The organism is Novosphingobium sp. BL-A-41-Hi4A-0G (assembly GCF_055521735.1).
Map to the genome: position 1 here is coordinate 143630 of NZ_JBVFVU010000003.1, position 19312 is coordinate 162941.

At 62.0% G+C, this 19312-nt stretch carries 23 protein-coding genes; 17 read left to right on the forward strand and 6 right to left on the reverse strand.

Annotation, left to right across the window (positions count from 1 at the left end):
* Nucleotides 1-175 precede the first annotated feature (175 nt).
* Nucleotides 176-1648, reverse strand: coding sequence for a multicopper oxidase family protein (locus ACZ1JX_RS20535; RefSeq protein WP_465126910.1), 1473 nt, complete (start codon nucleotides 1646-1648; stop codon nucleotides 176-178).
* Nucleotides 1649-1781: 133 nt separating this feature from the next.
* Here ACZ1JX_RS20535 and ACZ1JX_RS20540 point away from each other — a divergent pair, with 133 nt between their 5' ends.
* The 11 genes from ACZ1JX_RS20540 to ACZ1JX_RS20590 all read left to right on the forward strand — a co-directional run bounded on the left by ACZ1JX_RS20540 (nucleotide 1782) and on the right by ACZ1JX_RS20590 (nucleotide 9839).
* On the forward strand, nucleotides 1782-2120 hold the full coding sequence (locus tag ACZ1JX_RS20540; protein WP_465126911.1) for an ArsR/SmtB family transcription factor: 339 nt from the start codon (nucleotides 1782-1784) through the stop codon (nucleotides 2118-2120).
* Between the two features lie 2 nt (nucleotides 2121-2122).
* Nucleotides 2123-2548 carry a YeeE/YedE family protein gene (locus ACZ1JX_RS20545; RefSeq protein WP_088182546.1) on the forward strand — a complete coding sequence of 142 codons (426 nt, stop codon included), beginning with the start codon at nucleotides 2123-2125 and terminating at the stop codon, nucleotides 2546-2548.
* Nucleotides 2549-2552: 4 nt separating this feature from the next.
* Complete coding sequence (locus ACZ1JX_RS20550; RefSeq protein ID WP_465126912.1) at nucleotides 2553-2996, forward strand: DUF6691 family protein; 444 nt, start codon at nucleotides 2553-2555, stop codon at nucleotides 2994-2996.
* Nucleotides 2993-3772: a sulfite exporter TauE/SafE family protein gene (locus tag ACZ1JX_RS20555; protein ID WP_088182544.1), complete on the forward strand. Its 780-nt coding sequence runs from the start codon at nucleotides 2993-2995 to the stop codon at nucleotides 3770-3772. Before ACZ1JX_RS20550 ends, ACZ1JX_RS20555 begins: the two co-directional genes overlap by 4 nt.
* Nucleotides 3773-3791: 19 nt before the next feature.
* Entirely contained in the window at nucleotides 3792-4541 is a 750-nt protein-coding gene (locus ACZ1JX_RS20560) for an MBL fold metallo-hydrolase (protein ID WP_088182543.1), read from the forward strand.
* 24 nt (nucleotides 4542-4565) lie between these two features.
* Complete coding sequence (locus ACZ1JX_RS20565; protein WP_465126913.1) at nucleotides 4566-4952, forward strand: rhodanese-like domain-containing protein; 387 nt, start codon at nucleotides 4566-4568, stop codon at nucleotides 4950-4952.
* Nucleotides 4953-5125: 173 nt separating this feature from the next.
* A complete protein-coding gene (lgt, locus tag ACZ1JX_RS20570; RefSeq protein ID WP_465126914.1) occupies nucleotides 5126-5965 on the forward strand; it encodes a prolipoprotein diacylglyceryl transferase in 840 nt (279 codons plus the stop codon).
* Entirely contained in the window at nucleotides 5962-7743 is a 1782-nt protein-coding gene (locus tag ACZ1JX_RS20575) for a chloride channel protein (RefSeq protein WP_465126915.1), read from the forward strand. The genes lgt and ACZ1JX_RS20575 overlap by 4 nt, the downstream gene beginning before the upstream one ends.
* 72 nt (nucleotides 7744-7815) lie before the next feature.
* The gene (locus tag ACZ1JX_RS20580; RefSeq protein WP_068075194.1) at nucleotides 7816-8091 is read left to right on the forward strand and encodes a metal/formaldehyde-sensitive transcriptional repressor; all 276 of its coding nucleotides are present in this window, start codon (nucleotides 7816-7818) and stop codon (nucleotides 8089-8091) included.
* A 9-nt stretch (nucleotides 8092-8100) separates the two neighbouring features.
* Entirely contained in the window at nucleotides 8101-9030 is a 930-nt protein-coding gene (dmeF, locus tag ACZ1JX_RS20585) for a CDF family Co(II)/Ni(II) efflux transporter DmeF (protein WP_465126916.1), read from the forward strand.
* A gap of 35 nt (nucleotides 9031-9065) precedes the next feature.
* Nucleotides 9066-9839 carry a COG4705 family protein gene (locus ACZ1JX_RS20590; RefSeq protein ID WP_465126967.1) on the forward strand — a complete coding sequence of 258 codons (774 nt, stop codon included), beginning with the start codon at nucleotides 9066-9068 and terminating at the stop codon, nucleotides 9837-9839.
* Nucleotides 9840-10021: 182 nt separating this feature from the next.
* On the opposite strand, the gene ACZ1JX_RS20595 is transcribed toward ACZ1JX_RS20590, so the two are convergent.
* The 3 genes from ACZ1JX_RS20595 to ACZ1JX_RS20605 all read right to left on the reverse strand — a co-directional run bounded on the left by ACZ1JX_RS20595 (nucleotide 10022) and on the right by ACZ1JX_RS20605 (nucleotide 13768).
* Nucleotides 10022-10408 carry a Cu(I)-responsive transcriptional regulator gene (locus ACZ1JX_RS20595; RefSeq protein WP_068075188.1) on the reverse strand — a complete coding sequence of 129 codons (387 nt, stop codon included), beginning with the start codon at nucleotides 10406-10408 and terminating at the stop codon, nucleotides 10022-10024.
* Entirely contained in the window at nucleotides 10405-12669 is a 2265-nt protein-coding gene (locus tag ACZ1JX_RS20600; protein WP_465126968.1) for a heavy metal translocating P-type ATPase, read from the reverse strand. The genes ACZ1JX_RS20595 and ACZ1JX_RS20600 overlap by 4 nt, the downstream gene beginning before the upstream one ends.
* A gap of 211 nt (nucleotides 12670-12880) precedes the next feature.
* Entirely contained in the window at nucleotides 12881-13768 is an 888-nt protein-coding gene (locus tag ACZ1JX_RS20605; RefSeq protein ID WP_465126917.1) for an NAD(P)/FAD-dependent oxidoreductase, read from the reverse strand.
* Nucleotides 13769-14081: 313 nt separating this feature from the next.
* Between ACZ1JX_RS20605 and ACZ1JX_RS20610 the strand changes: the two genes are divergently transcribed.
* Nucleotides 14082-14354, forward strand: a complete 273-nt coding sequence (locus tag ACZ1JX_RS20610) for a flagellar biosynthetic protein FliQ (protein ID WP_088182557.1) — start codon at nucleotides 14082-14084, stop codon at nucleotides 14352-14354.
* 99 nt (nucleotides 14355-14453) lie between these two features.
* Nucleotides 14454-15737, forward strand: coding sequence for a type II restriction endonuclease (locus ACZ1JX_RS20615; protein WP_465126918.1), 1284 nt, complete (start codon nucleotides 14454-14456; stop codon nucleotides 15735-15737).
* 4 nt (nucleotides 15738-15741) lie between these two features.
* On the opposite strand, the gene copD is transcribed toward ACZ1JX_RS20615, so the two are convergent.
* Both copD and copC read right to left on the reverse strand, forming a co-directional pair.
* The gene (gene copD, locus ACZ1JX_RS20620) at nucleotides 15742-16626 is read right to left on the reverse strand and encodes a copper homeostasis membrane protein CopD (protein WP_465126919.1); all 885 of its coding nucleotides are present in this window, start codon (nucleotides 16624-16626) and stop codon (nucleotides 15742-15744) included.
* A 55-nt stretch (nucleotides 16627-16681) separates the two neighbouring features.
* The gene (gene copC, locus ACZ1JX_RS20625; RefSeq protein ID WP_129927286.1) at nucleotides 16682-17062 is read right to left on the reverse strand and encodes a copper homeostasis periplasmic binding protein CopC; all 381 of its coding nucleotides are present in this window, start codon (nucleotides 17060-17062) and stop codon (nucleotides 16682-16684) included.
* 223 nt (nucleotides 17063-17285) lie between these two features.
* Here copC and ACZ1JX_RS20630 point away from each other — a divergent pair, with 223 nt between their 5' ends.
* From ACZ1JX_RS20630 to ACZ1JX_RS20645, 4 genes are all read left to right on the forward strand, one after another.
* Nucleotides 17286-17882 carry a c-type cytochrome gene (locus ACZ1JX_RS20630; protein ID WP_465126920.1) on the forward strand — a complete coding sequence of 199 codons (597 nt, stop codon included), beginning with the start codon at nucleotides 17286-17288 and terminating at the stop codon, nucleotides 17880-17882.
* A gap of 144 nt (nucleotides 17883-18026) precedes the next feature.
* On the forward strand, nucleotides 18027-18308 hold the full coding sequence (locus ACZ1JX_RS20635; protein WP_088182533.1) for a hypothetical protein: 282 nt from the start codon (nucleotides 18027-18029) through the stop codon (nucleotides 18306-18308).
* Entirely contained in the window at nucleotides 18305-18742 is a 438-nt protein-coding gene (locus tag ACZ1JX_RS20640; RefSeq protein WP_088182532.1) for a periplasmic heavy metal sensor, read from the forward strand. Before ACZ1JX_RS20635 ends, ACZ1JX_RS20640 begins: the two co-directional genes overlap by 4 nt.
* Complete coding sequence (locus tag ACZ1JX_RS20645; protein ID WP_088182531.1) at nucleotides 18739-19311, forward strand: RNA polymerase sigma factor; 573 nt, start codon at nucleotides 18739-18741, stop codon at nucleotides 19309-19311. The genes ACZ1JX_RS20640 and ACZ1JX_RS20645 overlap by 4 nt, the downstream gene beginning before the upstream one ends.
* Nucleotide 19312: the final 1 nt, after the last annotated feature.

The window sequence follows — 19312 nt, forward strand, 5'->3', positions numbered from 1 at the left end:
GGCACGGCCACTATACAGCCGAACTGCGGGATAACGGGTTAGATGCGATCTGTTGGTGCGGCCAGCGATGTCCCGCCCGTCAGCGTCGTGGCCGCGAGTAAAGCATGGTAAAAAGCTCTTTTCAACAATGTTGCTCTCCTCTTGAGCAACAGAGGCTGCATGAGCGCTGTGAAAACTAGGCGACACTGAACTGGCCCATCATCCCGTTATCCTCATGTTCAAGGATATGGCAGTGGTACATGAAGGGAGCGCTTTTGGCCGGATGATCGAAACGGATGAGAAGCTCTACGGGCTCCTTCACAAGCACAGTGTCGCGCGGCCCCTGATCAAGAACATCGGGCTTACCGCCGTCCCGACTAAGAACATCGAAGTGGACGCCGTGAATGTGAACCGGGTGGCGCATCAGTTCACCAGACACCTCCCATATCTCGGTGGAGCCAAGCTTCACGGTCTCATCGATGCGATTCATATCGAATGGTTTGCCGTTGATCGTTAGGCCTCCACCTCCGCCGCCTGACCCCATCATGCCGCCCATACCCATGTTCAGGACGAGGCGGCGGCGGCGCACCGCCTTGCCAGCGTCGGGCCGGGCTCGTGATGCCAGAAGGGTTGGCACCGCCCCGCTGGCACGAGCCTGTCCCAAGGGTCGTGGCTCAAACCGCAGCACGGTCGCGGGCGCGTCAGCATTAGCCCTGCCGGCGCTACGCCCCATCATACCCATCCCGCCCATCATCGAGCTGTTGGTGTCTGCCGCCGTCACAAGCGAAGCGGGTCTGCCGTCAGTAAAGTCGACGAGAAGCTCAGCACGCTGTCCCGGGGCCAGGGTTATGGCTTCAAGCGCCACTGCCCGTTCGAGCAGCCCCCCTTCGGTGCCGATCCAATGAAAGCTTCGTTGGTCACTGAACGAAAGTTCGTAGATCCGAGCGTTCGATGCGTTGACGAGCCGCAGGCGGACCAACCGGTTTGGGACCGCAGCCAAAGGGTTCACCGCGCCGTTCACCAGGATCGTGTCGCCGCGCCGCCCCTGCATTGCGACCATCATGCCACCCGGCATGACAAGGCGACCGCTTTCAAACTGGCGATCCTGGATGAGCAGCGGCAGATCATCCACGCCATATTCCGAGGGCAAGCCCAGACCCTGTTCTTCGTCGTCGGTTACCAGCAATGCCCCGGCCAAGCCTGAATAGACCTGCTCGGCCGTCAACCCATGGACGTGCGAGTGATAAAGGAGCGTCGCTGCTGGCTGCCGGATCGGGAGCGTAGGTCGCCAGGTCGCTTCTGGTGCGATGATCTGGTGAGGGCCTCCGTCCAGTTCTCCGGGAATCAGAAGCCCGTGCCAATGCACAGTCGTGTTCACCTTCAGTCCGTTGGTCACCGCAGCCGCCACGTCGTCGCTGCGACGCACCCTGATCGTCGGTCCGAGATAGCTGCCATTGTACCCGAGCGTGTCGCTCGGACGGCGGGGATAAAAGGAGGTCGTGCCCGACTGGACGCGTAGCGCGAACGAGCGATTGGACCGCGCGTCCAACAGCGGTGGCATCGGCAGCAGGTTTTGCCCGCCGTCGCCGAGAGCTGAAGTGGAGCGCGAGCACGCGGCGGTGGCAAACAACGCGGCTCCGCCAGCCAAAAGCGAACGTCGATCGAGCATCAAACCTGATCCAACGCGCGGGGCAGCTCGGCTGCGTCATTAGTTTTGGCACAATAGTAGCTCACGGCGGCTCCTAAACTTGATTCAACACCTATCCATCATATATGTTGCATATAAGATTCTTGGAGGGCCGGTGTCACTTTTTCTCGCACTGTCTCCGGAGCTTCTGGAGAAAAAGGCCGGCGAAGCGGAGGCGTTTCTCCGTTCGCTGGCGAGTCGGCACCGGCTGATGATCCTGTGCAGCCTGCTCGGGGGGGAGTTGTCGGTTACCGAACTGGGCGAACGCCTCGGACTGACGCAGTCCAATCTGTCCCGCCATCTGGCCACGCTGCGCGACGAGGGACTGGTAGGAACTCGGCGCGCGAGAACCACTATCTACTACCGGATCACGTCGGAGCGCGTGCTGCCGATCCTTACTGAGCTCTACAAGCTGTTCTGCGCCGATGGCGACGTCGAGGAAGGTGCATCCTGACGATGGAGGGTTTTACCCCATTTTCGGCCATCCTGGGCGGTGCGCTTATCGGCTTCTCGGCCTCGCTCCTGTGGATCGCCAATGGGCGCATCGCCGGCATCAGCGGCATCGTCGGCGGCGTGCTTGCGCCCGTTCACGGCGATGTGGCGTGGCGCGGGATGTTTCTGGTCGGCCTGATCGCTGCGCCCTTGCTCTACCGCGCGGCAGGGGGCGTGCTCCCAAACCTCGCCACGCCGGCGCCCCTCATCGCCGTGATCGCAGCCGGCCTCCTGGTCGGGTTTGGGACACGGCTCGGAAGTGGCTGCACCAGCGGCCACGGCGTCTGCGGGATCGCCAGGCTTTCGCCCCGGTCGCTTGCTGCGACCGCTATCTTCCTCATCACGGCGGCGGTGACTGTGTACGTCGCCCGACACATCATTGGGCTATGAGAAAATGAAGAAGCTGCTCGTTGCACTGGCCTCAGGGTCCATTTTCGGCTTGGGTCTGATCGTCTCGGCCATGGTCAGTCCAGGCAAGGTTCTGGCGTTCCTTGATGTCACCGCACCGGCCTGGGACCCAAGCCTGGCCCTGGTCCTCGTATCAGCGGTCATCGTTTCAGCGTTGGGATTTGCGCTCGGCCGAAGGCGCGAGGCCCCGCTTTTCGCCGCTACGTTTAACGGTGCATCGAACCGCTCCCTGGACGGGAAGCTCCTCTCAGGCGCGGCTCTGTTTGGCATTGGATGGGGTCTCGTCGGATACTGCCCTGGCCCTGCCCTGGTAGCGTTGAGCCTTGGGGCACCGGCGGCGCTGGTGTTCGTCATCGCAATGCTCGTCGGCATGGGCCTCTTCGCTCTCCTCCAGCGCCACCAGGCGGCCGCGGTGGGAGCTAAGCCATGACGCCGGTCGATCTCCTCACCCTCCTATCCGGTGTGATCGTTGGCTTCACCTTGGGCGTGATCGGCGGCGGCGGCTCGATCCTTGCCCTGCCATTATTGCTGTACGTCGTCGGCATGAAGGACCCGCACGTGGCGATCGGCACGAGCGCGCTGGCGGTCGCCGCCAACGCCTTCGCCAACCTGGTCCAGCACGCCCGGGCGGGAACCGTGAAGTGGCCCTGCGCCTTGGTTTTCGGGGTATCGGGTGTCGCCGGAGCCCTGATTGGCTCGACCCTGGGCAAGATGGTGGCCGGTCAGCACCTGCTGGTGCTATTTGCGGGCGTCATGATCGTGGTCGGACTTTCCATGCTGCGCGGCAAGTCTGGCGGCGGGGACCCGGACGTGCGGATCACGCGGCCGATCGCTGTCCGGCTCGTCGTGATCGGGCTTCTCGCCGGCCTGCTGTCAGGATTCTTCGGCATCGGCGGGGGTTTTCTGATCGTTCCCGGCATCATGCTCGGCAGCGGCATGCCTATCCTCAACGCGGTCGGTTCGTCGCTGTTTTCCGTGGGGGCGTTCGGCTCGGCGACAGCCTTCAACTACGCCCTGTCAGGGCTCGTGGACTGGCGCGTGGCCGGCTTCTTCATCGCAGGCGGGGTCGGTGGCGGCATCGCTGGCATGAAAATAGCCATCCGGCTCGCCGACCATAAGGGCCTGCTCACCCGCATGTTCGCTTTCGTCCTGTTGGCCGTGGCCACCTACATGCTGTTCCGCAGCCTGGGCGGGATCGGCACCTAACCACCTTTGGAGACCGATCATGATTTTCCGTCAATTGTTCGAGCCGGAGTCCTCGACCTACACCTATCTCCTTGGCTGTCCTGAGACGCGCAAGGCCGTCCTGATCGATCCCGTCCTCGAGTCGATCGAACGCGACCTTGCCGCGCTTCAGGAGCTCCACCTTGAACTGGCCTATACGCTGGAGACGCATGTCCATGCGGACCACGTCACATCGGCCTGCTATCTGCGAAGCCTGACCGGCTCCAAAATCGCGTATCCCGCGATGGACGGCCTTCCTTGTGCTGACGTAGGGGTCGCTGAGGACCAGCCCCTGACTGTCGGCGCGCTCACGCTTCAACCGCTGTTTACGCCGGGGCATACCGACGCCCATCATACTTACCTGGTTGATCAGCCCGGTGTTCTCCGCGCTTTTACCGGCGACGCATTGCTGATTGACGGCTGTGGCCGCACCGACTTCCAGAACGGCGACGCCGCCACGCTCTATCAATCGGTCACGCAAAAGATTTTCACCCTGCCGGGGGACGGACAGATCTTCCCCGCTCACGATTACAATCATCGTCGCATCACGACGGTGGCGCAGGAGCGCGAGCGGAACCCCCGCCTCGCGGGCAAGACCGTTCAGGAGTTTGTGGCGATCATGGACGCTCTCGATCTGCCTTACCCCAAGAAGATCGACATCGCCGTGCCCGCGAACAAGCTTTGCGGTGATTGCCCGACAGATCTGCCCGAGCGGCTACGCCAGATTGGCGGCAAGTCCGAACAGGGTTGAGAGCCCATGCACAGGAGAAGATTTATGCCGCGACGTACCTCGAAACAACTGGTTTCTGAAGCCAATGCCCTTGTCGAAAGTCTCCCGCCTGAAGAAGCAGCCCGGCTCGTCGGCAATCCCGATATTCAGTTTGTTGACATTCGCGAGCCAGCGGAAGTCGCGAAATCGGGTCTGGTCGCTGGCGCGGTGAACGTCCCGCGTGGCCTGCTCGAATTCCAGATCGATCCGGAAAGTCCTACTCACAATGCCAAGCTCGCGGCAGGATCGCGGCTGGTGCTCTATTGTGGGTCCGGCGCCCGCTCAGCCCTTGCCGCAAAATCGCTCAAGGAAATGGGCGTCGAGAACGTCGTCCACGTGCCAGGCGGGTTTTCGGCGCTCAAGGAGGCGGGCGCCTTGATCGCATCGGAATAAGTTCATGGTGCGGTTATTCCTAGCTGTCACGGTGCTGATCTGACCTAACCTAGCTTTTTTGAACCTGCAAAAGATTTGGCCTGCCGCTGGTTCTTTAATTGGTTTCGATCGAGAGAGGGGGTAGCGACCAGCCGCAACTCTGAACATTCCTGGAACACCGAAAGCTGGTCGCGATGCACCATATTCAGTTTGCCGGTCTGGGCCTCCACCCGGTCGCGTTTTCCCTAGGCCCGCTCGATCTGCGCTGGTATTCACTCGCCTACATCGCGGGCATCGTCGCGGGCTGGTGGTATCTGCTTCGGCTGCTGGCCCAACCCGCGGCTCCAATGATTAGCGCGCAAGCTGATGATCTCGTGTTCTACGCGACCCTGGGTGTCATCCTGGGGGGTCGGCTCGGTTATGTGATCTTTTATGGACCCGAAATGATCCTCCATCCCCTGCAGATTTTGAAGCTGTGGGATGGCGGCATGTCATTTCACGGGGGCGCTACCGGTGTATCGCTCGCGCTGATCCTCTTCGCGCGTCGGCACGGCTTAGATTGGTTGCGTGTCCACGATTACGTCGCCTGCACGGTGCCGATCGGCCTGTTTTTCGGCCGCCTCGCCAACTTCGTGAACGGTGAGCTGTGGGGAAAGCCATCCGATCTGCCGTGGGCGATCGTGTTCCCGGGAAGCCATGACGGCCTCGCCCGGCATCCAAGCCAACTCTATGAGGCCGGACTTGAAGGGTTGGCACTGTTTGCCGTGCTCGCCTGCTTGTTCTGGTTCACCAATGCCCGTCGAAGGCCCGGTATGCTAGTCGGGGTGTTCCTCATCGGCTATGGCCTGGCCCGGTTCACGGTAGAGTTTTTCCGCGAACCTGATGCCCAGCTCGTCGGTTTCGCGGCGAGAACCGGCCTGCACATGGGTCAGTGGCTCACCTTGCCGATGCTCGTCGGCGGATTTTACCTGTTTGCCACATCTGCGGGCCGCATGCGTCGCTTGGGTTCAGCGACCACCGTGTCGCGAATATGACCGACCCCCGTCGCATCATAGCCGCGCAAATCATCACTCGCAGGCGCGCCCGCCTGCTAGCGCGAGATTTTCGGGGGTGGCTGCGCGCCAGCGAAGCATCGTTCATCGTGCTGGCGATCGGCATTGGCGGGGCTGCAGGCCTGCTGAGCGTGGTGCTGGGCGCGCTCGCGCGCACTCTGCAGCACTTGTTATTCGCGCTACCCCCGAACACGCGATTAAGCGGCGCCGCGGCTCTCGGACTACCGAGCCTAATCGTTCTGCCGCTAGGTGGTCTTGTCTTCACAGCGTTTGGATACGCGACCCGTGCCCGCAAGCGCCGCCTGGTGGACGCGGTCGAGGCTAATGCCCTGCACGGCGGGCGCATGTCGCTCCCGGATAGCCTTGTCATTTCAGGGCAAACGGTTCTCTCGAACGGCTTTGGAGCGTCGGTCGGCCTCGAAGCCGCCTATGCGCAAATGGGCGGGGCCGTAGCATCGGTGCTCGGCGGTTGGTTGAAGCTGCGTCGTGCCGATCAACGAACGCTGGTCGGGGCTGGGACGGGCGCGGCTATCGCCGCCGCGTTCGGCGCTCCTCTAGCGGGGGCGTTCTACGCATTCGAGATCGTTATCGGGGCTTACACGCCGTCGGCGATTGCACCCGTGGCCGCTGCAGCTCTGGCCGGTGCGCTAGTCGCGCAAACTTTCCTGCAGCAACCCTATCTGATCGACGCTGCCTCAAGCGTCTCAGTCGAGACGCACCATTACCTGATCTACGCAGGGCTCGGCGCTATCTCTGCGCTGGTTGGGATCGTACTGATGCGCGCCGTGGCGCTGGTCGAGCGTGGAACGCGACGAACGGGGATGCCGGAATGGGCGCGCCCCGCGCTAGGCGGCCTGTTGTTGATCCCGATCGCGATTGTGTCGCCACAGTCCCTCTCGGCCGGGCACGATGCGCTTCACGCTGATCTGGCGCTCGGCGCCTCGCTTGGTTTCATCCTGATCGTGCTGTTCGCCAAAAGCGCCGCGTCGATCGTATCGCTCGGATTTGGATTTCGGGGCGGGCTGTTCTTTGCGTCGCTGTTTCTCGGAACGCTGATCGGTCACCTCTTCGCCGAAAGTCTGACATTGATGGTCGGACATCCCGTGGTTGATCCGCGCAATGCCGCGCTAGTGGGGATGGCGGCGTTCGCCGTCGCGGTCGTGGGCGGGCCGATGACGATGGCAATGCTCGTCCTGCAAGCGACGCATGATTTTTCTCTGACGGGGGCGGTCATCGCTGCGTCATTGGTGTCGTCAACCATCGTGCGCGAGCTGTTCGGCTATTCGTTTTCGACGTGGCGACTTCATCTGCGCGGCGAAACGATAAAGAGCGCGCGCGACGTGGGATGGGTGAAGACCCTTACCGCAGGGCGGATGATGCGAAAGGAAACCAAGCCTACGCCCGCCTCCATGTCGATCGCGGAGTTTCGGCGTACCTTCCCGCTCGGATCGACCAGCAGGGTTGTCTTGGCCAACGCGCAAGATGTCTATGCCGGTATCGTAGTCGTACCGGCCGCCTATGCGGAAGGGCTCGATCCGAACGCCAGCGTCGCCACACTCTCCTCCGGGCACGACGTGGTGCTGACGCCGGATATGGACATAGCCGCAGTGATGACGAATTTCGATGAAGCACGCACCGATGAACTTGCCGTGTTGTCGGCCGATCGTCATGTGCTCGGCGTCGTCTCGGAAACCTATGTCCGGCGGCGCTATACTGAAGAGTTGGAAAAGGCACAGCGCGAGCTTTTCGGCGAGCGCTGAACTCCTTGAGCGCCGCCCGAGCCCGCCACCAAAGATTGTCATGCGGGTTTAGATAGGGTAGGGGGGTATGATATGGCTCACTTGTCCGAAACGAATGCTGATCTGGTGGCGCGCGTGCGCCGAATTGCGGGACAGGTCGGGGCGGTCGAGCGCGCACTACAATCGGATTCCTCTTGTTCCGACGTGCTGCACCTGGTCGCGGCGGTGCGTGGTGCGGTGAATGGCCTCATGTACGAAATCATTGCCGAGCATCTAGAAGCGCATGTGTCCCGCGCAGGGCTCGATGACGCCGAGCGGGCGGCCGGCGCCAAAGAATTGCTGGCGGTGATCCGTCGCTACTCCAAATAGGACTTCCTCATGGCGACATTGCCCGAAATCGAAGCCTTTGCGCACGATCATGTATTCCTGGGTGCGGCGCACGACGACAACGCGCGCCGAACCTTGTGGGTCGTGGCGCTCACCGCCGGGATGATGGTGGTCGAGATTGTCGCCGGATACCTGACCGGCTCGATGGCGCTGCTCGCCGATGGCTTTCACATGGCGACGCACGCGGGCGCGCTCGGGGTTGCCGCGGCTGCCTATGCCTATGCCAAGCGCCATGCCTCCAACCGGGCCTACAGCTTCGGCACGGGCAAGGTCGGCGATCTGGCCGGGTTCGCGTCGGCGATGGTGCTGGGGCTGATAGCGCTCGGGATCGGCGTCGAGTCCATCCTTCGTCTGTTTCAGCCGATCACGGTAGCGTTCGGGGAGGCGACGATCATCGCGGTGGTCGGCTTGGGCGTGAACATCGCCAGCGCCTTCCTGCTTTCGGGCGGGCACCATCACGGGCACGATCATCATGGACACGAACACGGCCATGCTCACGGCGCGCATGGCGGCGACAACAACATGCGCTCAGCCTACATCCACGTCCTCGCCGACGCGCTCACCTCCGTCCTTGCCATCGCGGCGTTATTGGCCGGACGCTATCTCGGCTGGGTATGGATGGACCCGGTGATGGGGATCGTCGGCGCGGTCGTGATCGCGCGCTGGTCATGGTCCCTGATGCGGGACACGGCATCGGTGCTGCTCGATGCGACCGATCATCATGTCGAGGATGAAGTGCGCGAGCTGGTCGAGACGCCGGGGGACGCGCGCATAACCGACCTTCATGTCTGGCGCGTTGGACCGGAAGCGCACGCTGCGATCGTCAGCGTCGTGAGCGGGCAGGGCGTCACCGGCGACGAGATTCGCGCCCGGCTCGCGCCGGTCCATGAACTCGCGCACCTCACGGTCGAGTGTCGTTAGAACCGCGCGGAAGCCGACGAAAGGAAGACGCCGTGGTGGAACCGACGGAGCGGGAACTGGCGAGCAAGGTGCCCGCGGTCACGCTGGGCTTCTGGCTCATCAAGATCCTCGCGACCACGCTCGGCGAAACGGGCGGCGATACCGTCTCGATGACGATGAACCTCGGCTATCTGGTCGGCACCGCGATCTTCCTGACGGTGCTGGTCGCCCTGGTGTGGTGGCAAGTGGCGGCGACGCGCTTTCACCCGTTCCTCTATTGGGCGACGATCATCGCCTCGACGACGGCGGGCACGACGATGGCAGACTTCGCCACCCGCTCGCTCGGTATCGGCTATACCGGAGGATCGGCACTGCTGCTCGGCTGCGTGCTGGCCTCGCTGATCGTCTGGCATCGATCGCTCGGATCGATCTCAGTCGAAACCGTGCGCGAGCCGAAGGCCGAGATCTTCTACTGGATCACGATTACATTCTCGCAAACGTTGGGCACTGCGCTCGGCGACTGGACGGCCGATACAGGCAACCTCGGCTATATCGGCGCCGCGATCATATTCGCGGGGCTGCTCGCCGTACTGGCGCTGCTATATTACACGACAAACGCCAGTCGCGTGCTACTGTTCTGGGCGGCGTTCATTATGACACGCCCCCTCGGGGCTGCAGTCGGCGATTTCCTTGACAAACCGCTGGATCACGGCGGGTTGTCATTTAGCCGGCCGTTGGCGTCCGCTGTTCTGACCGCTGCCATCGTGCTTCTTATCATTGTTCTGCCGCAACGCGCCGGGCAGCACCCCAAGCACGTGGTCCTCGACTGAGCGCGCATCGCTCTGGATCGAACGCTGTCGAGACTGGGGCAGTCTTCTTGCGATGCCGTGCTGTATGCCGGCATAGCGTGGCTAACGAATCTTGGTACGGCAGCGTGCAACTCTCATCGAGTTTACGGTCACCAAGGGCTGAACTTGCGATCTCTCGCCGTTAGCAGACCTGTAGGATCGGCTCAGGAGGCCAGACGCGCGAGTATCGGACATTCGGGCCGCTCATTGCCGTGGCAGCCTTTTGCCAAGTCGAGCAACGCTTCCCGCATGGCGTTGAGCGCATCCGCCTTCCGCCCGAGGTCGGCGGCGCGCGATTCCGCCAACATCTTGACCTCCGAACTGGCGCGATCGCGATCGGACCACAGACAAAGCAGCTGTCGGATTTCTTCGATCGGAAAGCCGAGATCGCGGGCATTTGCAATAAAACGAAGCCGATGGACGTCGGCTTCGCTGTAGTCGCGATAGCCACTATCCCGCCGTGCGGCCGACGGGATCAGGCCGATCTTCTCATAGTGGCGGATCATCCGCTGCGAGACCCCACTCGCGCCCGACGCGCCGCCTATGTTCACAATGTCACCCGATTGAGGCGGAGCGCGTTGGTGACCACGCTGGCCGAGGACAATGCCATCGCCGCCGCCGCGATGATCGGGGAGAGGAGGATGCCGAAGATCGGATAGAGCAGCCCCGCTGCGATCGGGATACCTGCGGCGTTGTAGATGAAAGCGAAGAACAGGTTCTGACGGATATTGGACATCGTCGCCTCGCTCAACCGGCGCGCACGGACAATGCCGTTCAGGTCACCCTTCAGCAGCGTCACGCCCGCGCTTTCAATCGCGACATCGGTGCCGGAGCCCATCGCGATGCCGACATCAGCCGCCGCGAGCGCAGGCGCGTCATTGACCCCGTCGCCGGCCATGGCGACGATACGGCCCTCAGCCTTCAGTCGCGCGACTACTGCGCTCTTTTGATCCGGCAGCACTTCGGCTTCGACATCGTCGATCCCGAGCTTCCGCCCAACCGCTTGCGCCGTAGTGCGATTGTCGCCCGTCAGCATCACAACCCTTATGCCCTCCTTGCGAAGCGCCGCGATGGCCTCGGCTGTCGTCGCCTTGATCGCATCGGCAATGGCAAGAATTCCGGCCGCCTGCCCGTCGATGCCGAGGAAGATGGCGGTCGCACCATCCTGGCGCAGTTCGTCCGCCTTCTGCTCGAGTGCGCCGACGTCGATCCCGCTTTCTGACAAGAAACGGGCGTTGCCGAGCGTGATGCGCTTGCCATCCACCGTGCCGATCGCGCCCTTGCCGGTCGGTGAATCAAAGTCGGTGACCTCGGGAAGCGCAATCCCCCTATCCTTGGCGGCGGCGACCACGGCCAGTGCCAGCGGATGTTCGGACGCCCGCTCCACGCCGGCGGCGAGCCGCAGCACCTCGGTCTCCTGATAGCCTGCCGCGGGAATGATGCGGGTGACCGATGGCCGTCCCTCGGTCAGCGTGCCTGTCTTGTCGACGACCAGCGTGTCGACTTTCTCCATCCGCTCCAGGGCTTCGGCATTCTTGATCAGCACGCCGAGCCCAGCGCCCCGGCCGATGCCGACTATGATCGACATCGGCGTCGCCAGCCCCAAGGCGCAGGGGCAGGCGATGATGAGGACGGCGACGGCGGCGATCAGGCCATGGGCCAGGCGCGGCTCCGGCCCCCAGATACCCCATACTCCAAAGGCAATGAGCGCGATCAGCAGAACGGCGGGCACGAACCATCCCGCGACCTGATCGGCCAGTCGCTGGATAGGTGCCCGCGAACGCTGCGCGTCAGCGACCATCTGGACGATGCGCGCGAGCATCGTGTCGCGGCCGACCTTCTCGGCGCGGATGACGAGCGCGCCGCTCTGATTGATCGTTCCGCCGATGACCACGTCGCCGAGCGCCTTCGTGACCGGCATCGATTCTCCCGTCACCATTGACTCATCGAGCGAGGATCGGCCCTCCTCGACCTTCCCATCGACCGGCACCTTTTCACCCGGTCGAACACGGAGACGATCGCCGACAGCGACCTGGTCGAGCGACACCTCCTCGTCATCCCCGTTCGCGCCAATGCGGCGCGCGGTCTTGGGCGAGAGGTTGAGCAGCGCCTTGATCGCGCCTGAGGTCCGTTCTCGGGCACGTAGCTCGAGCACCTGTCCCAGCAGCACGAGAACGGTGATGACGGCGGCGGCCTCAAAATAGATTGCGACTGTGCCGTCCATCATCCGAAACGCTGCGGGGAAGATCCTCGGAGCGAAGGTTGCGACCACGCTATAGGCCCAGGCCACGCCCGTCCCCATTGCGATGAGCGTGAACATGTTGAGGTTGCGCGTCCGGATGGACACCCAACCGCGTTCAAAGAATGGCCAGCCTGCCCAGAGTACGACCGGGGTTGCCAGCGCGAATTGCAACCATCCCGATAGACGGGCCGGCACAAGATTGTGCAGCGCCGGGAACAGGTGGCTGCCCATCTCCAGCACAAAGACCGGGATGGTGAGCAACAGCGCGATCCAGAAACGCCGGGACATATCCAGCAGTTCGCCGCTTGGCCCGGTGTCTGCCGTCACGAGGTCCGGCTCGAGTGCCATGCCGCAGATCGGGCATGGCCCGGGATGGTCTTGGCGGATCTCCGGGTGCATCGGGCAGGTCCAGATCGCGCCTGGTTGGGCGACCGCCGCCTCTGTGTCACCCGCGGACAAGTAGCGCACCGGGTCGTCGGCAAACTTCGTGCGGCAGCCGGCGCTGCAGAAATGATAGTCCTCGCCGTCATGCGAGGCATGATGTGGCGTTGCCGTGGGATCGACCATCATGCCGCAAACCGGATCCTTGGCCGTCTTCGCGTCGGCGTCGCCGCCGTGTTTGCCCGCGCAGCAGCCGTGCGCACCAGAATTGCTCGCTGGAAGAGGATCAGTCACAGACTCGTCTCCTTATCGACGAAGGTCAATCTGGGGTCTGACATCATGTCAGGGTCAAGCCCGGCCCACATTCATTTTTGCGCGCGTACCTTGGCGCGTTCCCACGTCAGCCGGACAATAGATTGTGGATGGCCGTCGCGGCCTTCGCCGCCTGGCCTGCCGCGACCGCAATTTGATCCAGCCCTTCAACCATGTCGCCGGCAGCAAACAGGCCGCCGACCGTCGTTTGCTGATGCTCGTCAACCACGATGCAACCTGCCGGGCTCAGTTCAGCGCCAGCCATTCGCGCCAGTTCCGAGCGAGGAGAGGTTCCAAGGGCAACATATAGGGTGTCGAACGGGAGCAATTGGCCATCAGTCAAATGGGCGAGCAAATTCTCACCATCGATCGACAAGTCCCGGATTGGCGCGCGTTCGACCGCAATACCGCCTCGAGCCAGATCTGCCTCTTCGGCGTCCGACAGTTGCGAGCCGTCTTGGGCGAGTAAGGTCACGGTGTCGCTGTAGTGGCGAACGAACAGAGCCTCGGCCGCACCATGGTCGGAGCAGCCCAGCACGGCTACTCGCTTGCCGCGGACCTCATAGCCGTCGCAGATCGGGCAATAGCGTATCAGCCCTTGGGCAACGGCTCGATCATGCGTTTCCTGCGCCATTCGCGGTCGATGATTTGTCACGCCTTGGGCAAGTAATATTGTTCGCGCACCGAAGATTTCCGCTTTCGTTTCGACGACGAAACCCTCCTCGGCTCGGTCGATGCGCTCGACCTCTCCGGTGACCAATTCGGCACCGTAGCGGGCGGCATGTTGATGCATGCGAACAAGCAGATTCTCGCCAGAGATACCGTCTGGAAAACCGAGGAGGTTATGTGTCGTCGGGATGGAGGACCCCCGGCCATCGCCAGCATCGATGACCAGCGTAGAACGCAGAAACCGGCCTAGATAGGTTGCGGCTGTCAGCCCTGCGGGACCGCCGCCTATGATTACGCAGTCGTACATGCCCGCCTTTCGCTTACCTCGGTCGTCACTTGTATTACGCGGTAGCCCGCTCCTTCCCTCGAATGCGCGCGCGTTCCTCGAAAAAAAGCAGTAGCTCGTGAGGGGTAAGCCCCGTCGCTGCGTAAATTCAGATGAAGCCCATCGCCAACTGGATGGACAGCTCAGGTGCCCACGGGTCGCAGCGTGGCGCGGGGGCGAGCGGACGTGGCGAAGACGGATTGGAATTACCGATCGCTCTCCATTGTCGCTCGCCCCGCAACAACCACAGGTCGCAACGTCAGGGGGCGACGACACCATCATCGACTGGGGAGAGATGGAGACCTACAGCCCTTTTTCGGTTTCGATGGGCCAGGCGCTTTGGGTGATCATGCTTGTCGCTGGACCCCCGCTGATAATCATGCTCGTGGTCGGGCTTATAATCTCGATGATCCAGGCTGCGACGTCGATCAATGAACAGACCGTGAGCTTCGTCCCCAAGCTCCTGGCGTTCATCTTGTTCCTCGCGCTGTACGGGGTAACCGTTGGCGATCTCCTGATCGACTACACCCGTGACCTGCTGGTGCATATTCCAGACGATATCCGATGACGACTGCCGGTTTTCGTCCGGTACGGCTGCGCAAAAACTGGTCGTATACGGGGCAGAGTGCTAGCCTCGGCGAGGATCGAAGCGAAGGGGGGACGGGGTTTGGCGGACTTTGAATTGCTGGCGCGGGAACTGATCCAACGATGGAAGGAAGACCCGAACGCGACCTATCAAAGCTGGTTTCTATGGGACGAGCGGATCAAGAATTTTCGCTCGATCAGGCGTGGTTTGGCTCAGGTGGTGGCCGAGATCGAAGCCGGTCGGTTTGGCGTGGCCTATCGCGGCTCTTCGCTGGAAACAGTCGTTCATTCGGTCGCCGAGCAAAGACAGATTTTCAAAGGCGCGGATCATGCGTTTCTCTGGAAGCCCAAATTGCGCATCCCCGACATCTATGAAAACCCGGCGAACCAACGCGCGTTCGGCCGATTGCTCGATCATTGCGCTTGCTGCGACACTGCGGAAGAAATCATTGCAGGCATTCACACGATCGATCGGCTGAACATCAAGGGGCTTGGGCCAGCGGTCGCCAATCTCCTCTATTTCCTGCATCCAACGCTCGTTCCGCCGTTCAACACGGCGATCGTCAACGGCTATAACAAGCTGACCGGCGGCAAGGTGAAGCTCGGAAGCTGGCACCATTTTCTTGCGATGCGCTCGGGCGTGCTCGACCTGAACGAGCGGTTTCGCGACCTGCTATCGAACGATCTCGGCGCCATTGGCGGCCTCCTGTTCGATATCGGCTCAGGCCGCTACCCGGCGCCGCCGCGCGACGAGGAAGACCAGACCGTGGGATCGTGGACCGCGCGGCTTGAGCAAGCCCGTGCGGAAGCACAGACGCTCAACAAAGCGATGCAGAAACAGGGGGAGAGTGATCGAACCCATTCGGAAATTCAGGCGTGGCTCCGCGATATCGGTCTGGCGCTGGGGTATGACATCTGGATCGCATCCAACGATCGGGGCCGACTGCATGACGGTGTGCGCCTGGGAGAGGGTTGCCTAGAGAGCTTGCCGGCTTCGATTTCGACATCGACCGGCGCGGACGCCATCCGCCTCATCGATGTTTTGTGGCTGGAGCAGGGCGGCGACCGTGTCGCGGCAGCCTTCGAAGTCGAACATTCGACCTCCATCTATTCGGGCATCGTCCGGATGCTCGATCTTGCCCTCAGCGGCAGCGATCTGCATGCCACCGCAGGATTGTTCCTTGTCGCTCCGGATGCTCGCGAAAGCGAAGTGCGAGCGCAAATCGCAAGGCCAGCATTCAGCCGGATCGCGGACCTGGAAATCGCCTATCTTCCTTATGACGAGCTCGAACGGCACAAGGAGTCGATTTCCCGCTTTGGCTCGGGCTTGAAAGCGATCAAGGCGATTTCGCGCGCCCTGCCGTAATGACCTACATCCCGGATGCAGGCGGGGCCAACAGGCCCAACCAGGCAACGAGGGCAAGAATAGCGATGGCGCATCCGGTCTCGATGGCGAGGCTGCGGCGGAGTGACCCTATCGCCGAGGATGTGTTGCCGGTTTCAATGGCCGCAGCAAGGGAGGGCGTCAGGAAGAAGCGATTGGTGGCGGCCAGCATCAGCATGACGCCGAACAGGATCAGCTTTCCTGCCAGCAGTAGACCGTAGAGACTGGTTAAAAGTGATCCGAGCCTGGACGGTCCGATCAGAATCCAACTGTTGACGAAGCCCGACAGGATAAGCAGCGCCACGACAGCCGAGCCGACCTTTGCAAAGCCATCCAGCGCGCGGTGGGAGAGGTGGATATGATCTATCGCCATGCGGGCGGCAGGGCGGAAAATGAGAAGGCACAAGGCGAATAGTGCTCCTACCCATATGCCTGCGGACCATAGATGGGTGATGTCGGCGCCAAGATGAATCCATCCCCGCAAGCCTTCATCGGCCGCGCCGTGACCGGTCCAGGCCAAGGTTGCGAGAGCGACTGCGGCGGTGACGGACAGCGACCACAGCGCGAAAGCGGGGCGACGCCATCCGACGATGGAAAAATACAGCACGAGCAGGAGGGCCGCGACCCGCACTTGCCAGACTGTGCCGATCGCCGTGCCCGATATCAAAAGATTGACCGTGGCGCGGTCCACCTGATCGAGCGGAACGCCTGCCATTGAGGACGCGAGCACCATCATGCCCAGGATCGATAGTCCGATGCCGGCCAGTGCTATTGTCGCCAAGACTGAGCGGAAGCGCAGGACCGAGCCGGATGCCCGCTCGGTCCCGCGCAACGTATAGAGGCCGAACATCGGCAACCCGAAGAGGAGCATGAGATCGAGGTAAAGGCCTAGCCTGACCGCGATCGCTATGATGTCCGGCACGTTCTTACTGGACCTTGAAGGTATAGCTGCCCTGAATGCGATGTGTGTCGGTAGAAACGACGTGATAGTCGACCTTGTAGGTTCCAACTGCCAACGGCTTGGCCAGCGTAGCGACAAGCGTCTTGCCGTCTGCACCCACGGTCGCCTTGACGCCGTTGATCTTCATTGGCCCCATCTTCATGCCGGGCATTTCGGTCATCGTCAGGTCGATCCCGGAAAATTGCGCGACCAATGCTTCCGAAAAGACGAGCTGGATCCTGGTCGGAGCGGCGACCACGGCATTTGCGGCAGGGGTTGCGCTATTGAGCTTGGGGTGGGCCTGGGCAGCAGTAGCGGTGAGGACAGACGCCGCCATGGCGACGGCAAAAACTGTTTTACGAAACATCGATTTCTCCATGGGCGGCGATACTGCCGACAAAGCGATTTACGCACCGCGTGGCGCGACCCCTCATTTAGCTTCCAAGATTTCTTCAATGTCGGGAGGCCTACGGGTTCGCACCAGAGATCTGCGCGGCCGATGAGGGATGAACGCGCGTCGTGCGTATGCTCAATTGGATGGGTGCGAGATCACCGAGGATCCAGGGACGCATTCTGCTCGGGAGGACGCGATGGAAAATTCGAGGACAGCATGGCTGCGGAGGCATTTTCCAAGCGTAGGCTTTATTGCCGCGACCGGCTTAGTTGGCGGAGCGCTTGCTGGGATCGTCGTGTATGTCGGTGCCTATGACATAGGGGCTGATGCGCCGCACACGAAGCCGGTTTATTGGCTCATAGAGCAGCTCCGTGATCGTTCGATCGCCGTCCGGTCACGCAACGTGAGCGTCCCAGCCAACCTAGCGGACGTGAAACGGCTGCAGAGCGGCGCAGGACTTTACACCGAGATGTGCAGCGGCTGCCATCTCGGGCCGGGTTTGGAAAAGTCGGAGATCAGCCAAGGTCTCTATCCCAGGGCTCCGGAGCTTTTCCGGGAACAGCAGCGATCGGTAAAGGCGCAATTCTGGATCATCAAGCATGGGGTCAAGCTGACCGCGATGCCGGCCTGGGGTAAAACGCATAGCGATGAACTGATTTGGGATATGGTCGCCTTTGTGCGGAAGCTACCGCAGATGACCCCGGCCCAATATCAAGCCGCAATTGCCAGCGCGCCCGAAGACCATGACGCGATGATGAGGGATATGCCCGGCATGAAGAAGACGATGCCATAACGATGTGGTGCTTACCCGGCAGGCGCTGGCAGTCGGGCTCCGCTCAGGACAGCGGTGCTTTGACGGACAGACCGATAGAGGGAACAATGGGCAAGGTGGGTCCGGCGCCAGCGCGCCCTACCAAATAAGAGATCGGATTTTGCGATGAATATGGATTTAGATGGGCTTTTGGCCCGCTTGCGAAACGAACCGGGACATCCGGCCCTTATCGGTCTGGAAGAGGCCGTGTTCAGGCGCATTGCCGCCCTGCCGCAGGTTTCGGCCGCTTCTCAACTCAGGCTCGGCGCGGTGGCCGCCTTTGGCGCGGTGTTGCTCGGTATCGCGAGCAACGGATTCACGCCACCTGCCGAGGCATCGGTAACACTCTCGCCTTTCGGGCCATCCAATCCGCTTGCTCCCTCAACCTTGCTGGCGGGCCCTCGATGAAGCCGAAGCTGCTCGTTCTGATCGCAATCGTCGCCTTCGTTGCGGCCGTTGCGGGGGTGTTCCTGGGTCGCTACTTCTTCCCGCAGCCCAAGGCAGCCGGGGTCGAACTCCACGACGTATTGCACAGCAAGCTGGATCTGGACGACCGTCAGAAGGCTCAAATCGAGCTTCTTGAGCAGCGCTTCGCCGTGCGCCGACGCGCACTGGAGCTCGAAATGAGAGCGGACAATGCGCGTCTCGCAGCCGCGATCGAAACCGAACATGGTAACGGACCGCGGGTGGCGGCGGCCGTCGATCAGTCACATCAGGCCATGGGTGCGCTGCAAAAGGAAACACTTGGTCATATCTTCGCCATGCGCCAGATCTTGCGCCCTGATCAGGCCAAGACCTTCGACCAGGCGGTGGTACATGCGCTCACCGACGATGTACGGTGAGTCTGGATCTTCAGGCGTGCTCCGACGGTGAACTTGCGGCGTTGACGCTCGCGGGTCGGCAGCCAGCCTTCGCGGAGATCATGCACCGACACCAGGCTGCGATATTTCGCTTGGTGCGCGGCCTCGTCGGAAATGCCGAGGACGCGCTTGACCTTACCCAGGACTGCTTTGTATCCGCATTCAGCCATCTGCGAAAATATGATGGTGCGCGGCCGCTACGGGCTTGGCTGTCCCGGATTGCGATCAACAAATGCCGCGATTGGCGGCGCCGACAGAAGGTGCGGCAGCTTTTCACCTTCGGTTCTGCCGCGTCCGACGACGAGATCGAACAAGTGCCGGATGAGGCACCTTCCGCACATGCCAATGCTGACGCGAAAATGCAGCTCAAGCGAATGGCGGCCGCTATCAACGCATTACCTGCTCCATTGCGAGAAGTTCTGTTGCTTCGCACCGTCGAAGGACTGAACCAGTCGGAAGCCGCAACCGCGCTCTCGATCAGCGGCAAGGCGGTAGAGACGCGTCTCTACCGGGCGCGGGCGCGCCTTGCAGAAATCTTGGCCGAGGCGTGAG

Excerpts from the sequence above, each read along its gene's own strand:
- copC (WP_129927286.1), bottom strand. The coding sequence starts at position 17,062 with ATGTTTCGTAAAACAGTTTTTGCCGTCGCCATGGCGGCGTCTGTCCTC.
- ACZ1JX_RS20565 (WP_465126913.1), top strand. The coding sequence starts at position 4,566 with ATGCCGCGACGTACCTCGAAACAACTGGTTTCTGAAGCCAATGCCCTT.
- ACZ1JX_RS20630 (WP_465126920.1), top strand. The coding sequence starts at position 17,286 with ATGGAAAATTCGAGGACAGCATGGCTGCGGAGGCATTTTCCAAGCGTA.
- ACZ1JX_RS20575 (WP_465126915.1), top strand. The coding sequence starts at position 5,962 with ATGACCGACCCCCGTCGCATCATAGCCGCGCAAATCATCACTCGCAGG.
- ACZ1JX_RS20635 (WP_088182533.1), top strand. The coding sequence starts at position 18,027 with ATGAATATGGATTTAGATGGGCTTTTGGCCCGCTTGCGAAACGAACCG.
- ACZ1JX_RS20640 (WP_088182532.1), top strand. The coding sequence starts at position 18,305 with ATGAAGCCGAAGCTGCTCGTTCTGATCGCAATCGTCGCCTTCGTTGCG.
- ACZ1JX_RS20610 (WP_088182557.1), top strand. The coding sequence starts at position 14,082 with ATGGAGACCTACAGCCCTTTTTCGGTTTCGATGGGCCAGGCGCTTTGG.
- ACZ1JX_RS20600 (WP_465126968.1), bottom strand. The coding sequence starts at position 12,669 with ATGATGGTCGATCCCACGGCAACGCCACATCATGCCTCGCATGACGGC.
- ACZ1JX_RS20560 (WP_088182543.1), top strand. The coding sequence starts at position 3,792 with ATGATTTTCCGTCAATTGTTCGAGCCGGAGTCCTCGACCTACACCTAT.
- ACZ1JX_RS20550 (WP_465126912.1), top strand. The coding sequence starts at position 2,553 with ATGAAGAAGCTGCTCGTTGCACTGGCCTCAGGGTCCATTTTCGGCTTG.
- ACZ1JX_RS20605 (WP_465126917.1), bottom strand. The coding sequence starts at position 13,768 with ATGTACGACTGCGTAATCATAGGCGGCGGTCCCGCAGGGCTGACAGCC.
- ACZ1JX_RS20555 (WP_088182544.1), top strand. The coding sequence starts at position 2,993 with ATGACGCCGGTCGATCTCCTCACCCTCCTATCCGGTGTGATCGTTGGC.
- ACZ1JX_RS20535 (WP_465126910.1), bottom strand. The coding sequence starts at position 1,648 with ATGCTCGATCGACGTTCGCTTTTGGCTGGCGGAGCCGCGTTGTTTGCC.
- copD (WP_465126919.1), bottom strand. The coding sequence starts at position 16,626 with ATGCTCCTCTTCGGGTTGCCGATGTTCGGCCTCTATACGTTGCGCGGG.
- ACZ1JX_RS20580 (WP_068075194.1), top strand. The coding sequence starts at position 7,816 with ATGGCTCACTTGTCCGAAACGAATGCTGATCTGGTGGCGCGCGTGCGC.
- lgt (WP_465126914.1), top strand. The coding sequence starts at position 5,126 with ATGCACCATATTCAGTTTGCCGGTCTGGGCCTCCACCCGGTCGCGTTT.
- ACZ1JX_RS20545 (WP_088182546.1), top strand. The coding sequence starts at position 2,123 with ATGGAGGGTTTTACCCCATTTTCGGCCATCCTGGGCGGTGCGCTTATC.
- dmeF (WP_465126916.1), top strand. The coding sequence starts at position 8,101 with ATGGCGACATTGCCCGAAATCGAAGCCTTTGCGCACGATCATGTATTC.